The sequence below is a fragment of the Streptomyces sp. P17 genome (genome assembly GCF_032436805.1).
Classification (GTDB): Bacteria; Actinomycetota; Actinomycetes; order Streptomycetales; family Streptomycetaceae; genus Streptomyces.
In genome coordinates this window covers 1-274 of the sequence record NZ_JAVRBF010000781.1, presented here as the reverse complement: position 1 = coordinate 274, position 274 = coordinate 1, and the positions used below count along the sequence as shown (strand labels likewise).

Here is a 274-nt window from a genome sequence, read left to right as displayed (position 1 = left end):
ACCACGACGGCTGCAGGGAAATTTCCCGTGGCAGCACGTTCTGCTTCGGCCGCATGAAATACAGCCGCGCGAAAGCCACCGCCGCGCTGGCTGCAAGGCCGGCGCGCTTCAGCTTCGGCCAGAGGCCGCCGTGGGTGCGGGTATCGGCGATCCGCTCCGAGATCACGCGAAGCCGCTCCATGCCCGCCAGGAAGTGCGGGCTGTCGAGATCCAGCATGACCGGAAACACCTGCCTGGATATTTCCGAGGTGATCCGGAACACCTGCATGTCGTA

1 protein-coding gene is annotated in these 274 nt (G+C 64.6%); it reads right to left on the bottom strand.

Going from position 1 to position 274, the window contains the following annotated elements; translation table 11 throughout:
- Positions 1-262 (bottom strand): hypothetical protein (locus RMT89_RS42935; protein WP_315889185.1); only part of this gene is annotated, 262 nt, incomplete at its 3' end.
- Positions 263-274 lie beyond the last annotated feature (12 nt).